The following is a 7,721-nucleotide window of genomic DNA, read 5'->3' on the forward strand; positions in this document are numbered from 1 at the left end:
AAATGACAGACTTGAGTTAATATCTGGAAGAACACCTGTCGGGTTTAGCGTAAATAAAAATCCCAAACTCCATAGAATTGGAATTTGGGATTTTTATATTTTAGAATTTAAAATTCTTTATTCCGTAATATTAAAAGAAGCAACGTAAAAATCTTTATTTACTTCAAGTGTAGGTTTATCAGCAGCGATTTTTTCTGATTTCCAGTCCTGTGTTGGTTTTAAGACTACATCCGTACCGTTTAATTTAACTTTCACCGGCATATCAAATTTATCTACACAATTTGACCAGCGATATCCTAAATGCCCGTCTTTAAAGAAATATTCTAAAGTCGGGATTTTAGTTGTTCTTAAATACTGGTCAAATATTTTATTTAAATTAATTCCGGCCTGAGCACTCATATAATCCTCGATCTGTTTTGTTGTAACCGTCTGATGGTAAAAAGTACTGTTTAAACCTCTCAAAATAGATTTCCATTTTGCATCGTCATTCAAAACCTGACGGATCGTATGCAGCATGTTAGCTCCTTTCGGATACATATCTCCTGAACCTTCATTGTTTACATCATAATTTCCGATAATGGTAGCATCGTTATGAATGTTTTTTCTGCAACCTCTTACATATTCTGCTCCAGCATCTTTACCATAATAATATTCCACAAAAAGGCTTTCAGAATAATTGGTAAAACTCTCGTGAATCCACATATCTGCGATATCTTTATACGTGATGTTGTTTGCAAACCATTCGTGTCCGGATTCATGAATAATGATAAAATCAAATTTTAATCCCCAGCCTGTTCCGCTTAAGTCACGTCCTAAATATCCGTTTTTATACTGGTTTCCGTATGTTACAGAACTTTGGTGTTCCATTCCTAAGTACGGAACTTCTACCAGTTTATAGCTGTCTTCATAAAAAGGATATGGTCCAAACCAGCTTTCAAAAGCTTTCAGCATTTTTGGAGCATCTTTAAACTGCTCTTTTGCCAAAGCCAGATTATCTCTTAAAACATAATAATTACAATCTAAGTCGCCTTTTTCTCCTTTGAATTTTTCAGAGAAATTAACGTAATCACCGATATTGATATTGACACCGTAATTATTTATCGGATTAGCAACATACCAGTTAAAAGTCTTAGTTCCGTCTTTTTGTTTTTTAACGCTTTGTAGCCTTCCGTTTGAAACATCTGTCAAATCACCGGGAACATTTACGCTGATCAGCATATTCTCCACTTCATCATACATATGGTCTTTGTTTGGCCACCAAACGCTTGCTCCTAATCCCTGACAGGATGAAGCCACAAAATCTTTTCCGTTTTTATCTTTTTTCCAGCTCAGACCTCCATCCCACGGTGCTCTTACGGCTTCTTTTGGTTTTCCTCCAAAAGAAATTACAACTTCTTTTGTTTCTCCAACTTTTTGGGCAGCAGTTAATTCAATAAAAAAAGCATTCCCAACTCTGACAAATTTCTGATCTTTTCCGTCCTGAGCTACTTTAGTAATCTGCATGGGTTCCTGCAAATCGATCTGCATTTTGTTATACTCCTGCAAAACAGTGTAACGTACGGTATTTGAACCTGTTATTGTTTTTTCTGACGGATTCACTTTAATATCTAAATGATAATATTTTAAATCCCACCAGGCTCTTTCTTTTGTAATGCTTCCGCGTAAAGTATCCTGATGTGTAAAAACAGTTTCTGACTTATTAAGAAGTCCCTGCGCATTGGCCGTAAAACCAACTAAAAAGGCAATTAAAGTGCCACCTAATATTTTTTTCATTATTTAAGAAATTAGAAACAAACAGTGCTTTAAACAAACTCGATTGACAACAAATGTAAACAATCCTGTCAATTTTTTGAGAATTTTATGATTTCTATATAAAAAACAAAACCCGAAAACTATTAAATAAGCCATCGGGTTTGATTTTTAAATAATTACATTTTAATCTGTAATGTTATATTCTGTTACGTAGAAATTTTTATCAACTGTCAAAGTTGGCTTTTCACCTTTTACATTTTCAGCCTGCCAGTCTGTTGTAGGTTTTAGCCAGGTTTCAACACCGTTTAGATTCACTTTTAATGGTAAATTAAATTTTTCAACACAATTTATCCAATGATAGACTAATTTCTGATCCTTAAAATAATACTCAAAAGTTGGAACCTGTGCTGTTCTTAAATACTGATCAAAAACCGGACTCAAATCTATACCTGATTTTTCAGTCAGATAATCTTCAATTTGTTTTGTCGTAACGGTTTGATGGTAAAAAGTACTGTTTAAACCTCTCAAAATAGATTTCCATTTGGCGTCATCATTGACAACCTGACGAATTGTATGAATTATATTAGCACCTTTCGGATACATATCCCCGGATCCTTCGGTATTTACGTCATAATATCCAATGATTGGTTTTTTATTGGTAATTACTTTTCTTATTCCCCTTAGATATTCACTTGCAGCATCTTTCCCGTAATAATATTCAATAAAAAGAGATTCAGAATAGGTAGTAAAACTTTCATGAATCCACATATCAGCAATATCTTTATATGTAATATTGTTAGCAAACCATTCGTGACCTGATTCGTGAATAATGATATAATCAAATTTCAATCCCCAGCCCGTTCCGCTCATATCATTACCATTATAGCCTTTTGTAAAGTTATTTCCGTAAGTTACAGAACTTTGGTGCTCCATTCCTAAATAAGGAACTTCTACCAGTTTATAGCTGTCTTCGTAAAATGGGTAAGGTCCAAACCAGCTTTCAAAAGCTTTCAGCATTTTTGGAGCATCTTTAAAATGTTCCTTTGCCTTGGCAAGATCATCTCTCAAAACATAATAATTACAATCTAAATCACCTTTTTCTCCTTTGAATTTTTCAGAGAAATTAACGTAATCGCCAATATTGATATTTACCCCATAATTATTAATAGGATTAGCAACGTACCAGTTAAAAGTCTTTGTTCCGTCTTTTTGTTTTTTAACGCTCTGAAGTCTTCCGTTCGAAACGTCTGTCAGATGTCCCGGAACATTCACACTGATGAGCATATTCTCTACTTCATCATACATATGGTCTTTACACGGCCACCATACACTGGCGCCCAAACCCTGACAGGACGAAGCTATAAAATCTTTCCCGTTTTTATCTTTTTGCCATGTAATTCCGCCATCCCAGGGTGGTCGCACAGCTTCTTTGGGAACACCGTCAAATGACACTACAATTTCTTTTGTATCGCCAATTTTCTGGTTTTCAAGTAAAGTAATAAAAAAAGCATTTCCGTCTCTTTCAAATTTTAGTTCTTTGCCGTTTTGGGTTACTTTGGTAATATTCATCGGCTGTTGCAAATCAATCTGCATTCTGTTACTTTCTGTTAAAACAGTATATCGAACGGTATTTGACCCGGTAATGGTACGGTCTGCGGGATTTACTTTTATATCCAGATGATAATATTTCAAATCCCACCAGGCTCTTTCTTTGGTAATACTGCCGCGTAAGGTATCCTGATGTGTAAAAACAGTTTCCGATTTATTTAATAGTCCCTGTGCATTGGCGCTGAAACCAACTAAAAAAGCTGCTAAAATGCCTGTAAAATGTCTTTTCATTAGCCTGAAATTTGAAATATTTTGGTTGTTTTTTTTAAACAAATGTAACCATTCAGGTTAAATTTCTAATTTCTATTCTGAAAAATTAACAACGAAGTTCCCTTATTCTTCTTTATTTTTACTTTTCAAATCAAATCTCAATTATGAAATTCTATCTTCCTGTACTTTTTATATATTTTGTTTGTTCCAATCCTATTTATTCACAGACTTTTCCAGTTCTTAAAACTGCTAAAAAAATTACTATCGACGGGGATTTAACGGATTGGAAAACAACATTTTCAGGACCATTTGTAATTCATAATTCAGGAGAAAAAGCAACTCAAAAAACTTTTGTTTCACTTTCGTGGAATGAGGAAAATCTTTATATCGCCTACCGTTCTGAGGATTCTAAGATAATTGGAAAAGCGAGGCCAAAAGACTCTAAAATCTATGAAACGGATGATTTGGTAGAAATATTTATCGATCCTGACGGGGATGGAAAAAACTATGTTGAAATTGGCGTAAATGCTTTTTCAACAAATTATGATCTGTTGTTAAAATGTGTTTCTTCCGAATGCGGAGGTTGGGGTACATCAATGGATTTGAATATCTCAGGATTGGAAGCAGTAAGTAAAATTACGCCTGAAGGTTTTTGTACCGAAATTAAAATTCCGTTTTCAAGTCTTGAAAAAATTGAAAACGGCCATTTTATTACCCCAAAAGCCGGTACAAAATGGAAAGCTAATGCTTTTAGAATTGATTACGGCAACACTACTGAATATCTTGCTCTACAGGATTATAAAAGCTTAAAATTCGGGTTTCATCATCCGGATGAATTTGCGGTTTTTGAGTTTGTGGAGTAAACACAACCAACGGTTTCAGCCGTTGGCATCAAACATAATTGCAATTTGTATCGCATGGCTGAAACCATGAGTTATGTTATTGCAAAATGAAATTTTTAAATTTGTATTAGCTAATAGGCCTGTAAAAGATTTTGAGAGCCATTGTTCAACCGAATTCTTCCTCTAAATCCTCTGAAACAAAAGGTTATTCCGGTCACGATAATAATGTACATTGCCAAATTTCCTCCGCCTGTGCCAATTGCAAAAACTAACCCTAACGTCAGTAATACCAAGCCAAATAAGATACTTCTGTTGAATTTTTTTCTAAAATCCTTTCTGGCCAATTGGTTTGCAAATTCAATTCTGTCGTTAAACAAAAATGGAATCTGAATCATTTTTTCTTCGATGATATTACTGGTGAGAAAATAATTTTCTTTGGAGTGCATTTCTGTCAGATCACCAAAACCTTCGTTTTGCTTAATCGCATCAAGGATATTTTCAAAATTTAAAAGTATTTCTTCATCTGTCAAATTTTCATTATTCAATTCGACAATTTCTTCGATATTTTCCTCAAAATCTGCTCTTCTCTCAGACAAATATTTCATCTGATCTAATGGAGAAAGACTTTCTATATAACTTTTTTCGTCATTAAAATCGCTAAATTCTTCCTGAGCAGCCAATTCATTAGCTTTTTCATTTTCAATTATGGCTTCAATATCAATATTTCTGTCTGACAAAATTTCTTTTGCAGCCAGTACGGCTTCCGGATTATATTTTTCGGCATTTTTTGTTGCCATTAAAATTAAATCGTCGCCAGAATGAGTTTCAAAACGTTTTTTAAAAGTCTCTTTATCCATGTTTATTCTTAGTTTCTAAATCGAATCAATAATAACACTTTTTAATCTGTGATTTGATTAAAAGAAATTATTTCTGGCGTTTTTTTAATACTTCAACGACATCATTCAATTGGAATCCTTTTGCCTGTAACAAAATCAGATAATGAAAAAGCAAATCGGCGCTTTCGCTAAGAAACAAATCGTCGTTATCGTCTTTTGCTTCTATAACTACTTCTACCGCTTCTTCACCCACTTTCTGAGCTATTTTGTTGATTCCTTTTTCAAATAAAGACGCTACATAACTTTTCTCAGAATCAGCATTTTCTCTTCTGATTTTGATGGTATTTTCTAACTGGGAAATAAAACCATAATGCTCCGTGTTTTCTTCCTGCCAGCAGGTATCTGCACCTGTATGACAGGTTGGGCCGACCGGTTTTGCCTGAATCAAAAGCGTATCGCCATCGCAGTCATTTTTTATACTTACCAGGTTCAAAAAGTTACCACTCTCCTCGCCTTTTGTCCAAAGTCTTTGTTTGGAACGGCTGAAAAAAGTTACTTTTTGAGTTTCTATTGTTTTCTGAAGCGATTCTTCGTTCATATAACCCAGCATCAAAACATTTTTAGTTTCTGAATCCTGAATTATTGCAGGAATTAATCCGTGTGAGCTTTTTATATCGATTTCCATTTTAATTTTAGATTTTAGAGTTCAGATTTTAGATTAATTTCTAAACTCAGATTATTGGAATTTGGTCCCGAAGCTTCGGGATGAGATTTGGAATTTCTTCTCAAATTCTGACTTCTATATTGTTATTTTTTAATTCTTGTTTTAACGCTTTAATTTCGATTTCTTTGAAGTGAAAAACGCTTGCCGCCAGGGCTGCATCTGCTTTTCCAACTTTGAATGAATCTACGAAATGCTGAATATTCCCTGCACCTCCGGAAGCGATTATCGGAATGTTGACTAACTCAGAAAGCTTAGCCAGGGCTTCATTTGCAAAACCGTTTTTCGTTCCGTCGTTGTCCATTGAGGTAAATAAAATTTCTCCTGCGCCGCGTTCTGCGACTTCTACAGCCCAATCGAATAAATTCAGTTCTGTTGGCACTTTTCCCCCAACCAAATGTACAATCCATTGTCCGTCGATTTGCTTGGCGTCGATTGCTACTACCACACACTGGCTTCCAAATTTCTGGGCCAGATCATTAATCAATTGCGGATTTTTTACCGCAGATGAATTGATGGAAACCTTATCAGCACCGTTATTGAGCAGGATATCAACATCTTCGACAGATGAAATTCCACCGCCAACCGTAAACGGAATATTGATTTTTTCTGCTACGCTGCGCACCATATTAATCAACGTTTTACGTCTTTCTTCAGTTGCCGAAATATCCAAAAAAACCAGTTCATCCGCACCTTCAGCCGAATAGATTTCAGCCAGTTCTACCGGATCACCCGCATCGCGCAAGTCAACAAAGTTAACGCCTTTTACGGTTCTTCCGTTTTTTATATCCAAACAAGGAATGATTCTTTTTGCTAACATTTATCTAATTTGTTAATTAGATAATTAGTCAATTAGATAATTATTTTACACAGCGGAAAAAATTATCTAATTATCAAATTATCTCATTTTCTAATTAATTCTCATTTTCTAATTATATAGTTCTCCAGTTGTTTCAGGGTAATTCTTCCTTCGTAAATTGCTTTTCCGATAATTGTTCCTTCGCAGCCCAGTTCTGCTAGTTTTGGCAACTCATCAAAAGTTGAAATTCCGCCGGAAGCGATTAGTTTTACCCCTTTTGCTTCGGCTAAAATTTTACCGTACAAATCAAAACTCGGGCCTTGCAGCATTCCGTCTTTGGCAATATCCGTACAAATAACGTACTGAATGCCTTTAATCTGATAATCCTGAATAAACGGAACCAAATCTTCATCAGAGTCTTCCAGCCAGCCGGAAACAGCGATTTTTTCGTCTTTTGCATCTGCACCCAAAATGATTTTTTCTGAACCGTATTCTGAAATCCATTTTTCGAAAATAGCTCTGTTTTTTACAGCAATACTTCCGCCGGTAATTTGAGTGGCACCGCTTTCAAAAGCAATTCTCAAGTCATCATCTGATTTTAATCCACCGCCAAAATCGATTTTTAAACTAGTTTGCGCTGCAATTTGCTCTAATATCTTATAATTTACAATTTTACTCGATTTTGCTCCGTCTAAATCTACCAAATGTAGATATTCAATTCCGTGCGCTTCAAATGATTTTGCCACTTCAAGCGGATTCTCATTGTAAATTATCTTGGTATCATAATCACCTTTGGACAAACGGACACATTTTCCTTCAATAATATCTATGGCTGGTATTATTCTCATTTTTTTTTAGTCTTAAAGTTTGAAAGTCGAAAGTCGTAAAGCCTTTCCTGATTTTCAAAATTGATATTTTGATTTATTTTAAATATTGGAATTTGGAATTTTATA

The 7,721-nt window shown here is 34.8% G+C and carries 7 protein-coding genes; 1 reads left to right on the top strand and 6 read right to left on the bottom strand.

Translation table 11 applies throughout. The features are described 5' to 3' along the window. Positions 1-117: 117 nt before the first annotated feature. Positions 118-1,773: a M1 family metallopeptidase gene (locus DCO46_RS21755; RefSeq protein WP_116754574.1), complete on the bottom strand. Its 1,656-nt coding sequence runs from the start codon at positions 1,771-1,773 to the stop codon at positions 118-120. Positions 1,774-1,935: 162 nt separating this feature from the next. Beyond that, a complete protein-coding gene (locus DCO46_RS21760) occupies positions 1,936-3,591 on the bottom strand; it encodes a M1 family metallopeptidase (protein ID WP_116754575.1) in 1,656 nt (551 codons plus the stop codon). 143 nt (positions 3,592-3,734) lie between these two features. Between DCO46_RS21760 and DCO46_RS21765 the strand changes: the two genes are divergently transcribed. After that, positions 3,735-4,433 carry a carbohydrate-binding family 9-like protein gene (locus tag DCO46_RS21765; protein WP_116754576.1) on the top strand — a complete coding sequence of 233 codons (699 nt, stop codon included), beginning with the start codon at positions 3,735-3,737 and terminating at the stop codon, positions 4,431-4,433. A 110-nt stretch (positions 4,434-4,543) separates the two neighbouring features. On the opposite strand, the gene DCO46_RS21770 is transcribed toward DCO46_RS21765, so the two are convergent. From DCO46_RS21770 to hisA, 4 genes are all read right to left on the bottom strand, one after another. Next, positions 4,544-5,269 carry a hypothetical protein gene (locus tag DCO46_RS21770; RefSeq protein ID WP_116754577.1) on the bottom strand — a complete coding sequence of 242 codons (726 nt, stop codon included), beginning with the start codon at positions 5,267-5,269 and terminating at the stop codon, positions 4,544-4,546. Between the two features lie 67 nt (positions 5,270-5,336). After that, complete coding sequence (hisIE, locus tag DCO46_RS21775) at positions 5,337-5,939, bottom strand: bifunctional phosphoribosyl-AMP cyclohydrolase/phosphoribosyl-ATP diphosphatase HisIE (protein WP_317048068.1); 603 nt, start codon at positions 5,937-5,939, stop codon at positions 5,337-5,339. Between the two features lie 94 nt (positions 5,940-6,033). Next, the gene (hisF, locus tag DCO46_RS21780) at positions 6,034-6,789 is read right to left on the bottom strand and encodes an imidazole glycerol phosphate synthase subunit HisF (RefSeq protein WP_116754579.1); all 756 of its coding nucleotides are present in this window, start codon (positions 6,787-6,789) and stop codon (positions 6,034-6,036) included. 101 nt (positions 6,790-6,890) lie between these two features. Further along, positions 6,891-7,616 carry a 1-(5-phosphoribosyl)-5-[(5-phosphoribosylamino)methylideneamino]imidazole-4-carboxamide isomerase gene (gene hisA, locus DCO46_RS21785; protein WP_116754580.1) on the bottom strand — a complete coding sequence of 242 codons (726 nt, stop codon included), beginning with the start codon at positions 7,614-7,616 and terminating at the stop codon, positions 6,891-6,893. Between the last annotated feature and the right edge of the window lie 105 nt (positions 7,617-7,721).

The sequence above is a fragment of the Flavobacterium sp. HTF genome (genome assembly GCF_003105115.1).
Lineage (GTDB): Bacteria > Bacteroidota > Bacteroidia > Flavobacteriales > Flavobacteriaceae > Flavobacterium.

Bases quoted from the DNA above. Each gene is read 5' to 3' on its own strand.
- hisA (WP_116754580.1), bottom strand. From the start codon at position 7,616: ATGAGAATAATACCAGCCATAGATATTATTGAAGGAAAATGTGTCCGT.
- hisF (WP_116754579.1), bottom strand. From the start codon at position 6,789: ATGTTAGCAAAAAGAATCATTCCTTGTTTGGATATAAAAAACGGAAGA.
- DCO46_RS21765 (WP_116754576.1), top strand. From the start codon at position 3,735: ATGAAATTCTATCTTCCTGTACTTTTTATATATTTTGTTTGTTCCAAT.
- DCO46_RS21755 (WP_116754574.1), bottom strand. From the start codon at position 1,773: ATGAAAAAAATATTAGGTGGCACTTTAATTGCCTTTTTAGTTGGTTTT.
- DCO46_RS21760 (WP_116754575.1), bottom strand. From the start codon at position 3,591: ATGAAAAGACATTTTACAGGCATTTTAGCAGCTTTTTTAGTTGGTTTC.
- DCO46_RS21770 (WP_116754577.1), bottom strand. From the start codon at position 5,269: ATGGATAAAGAGACTTTTAAAAAACGTTTTGAAACTCATTCTGGCGAC.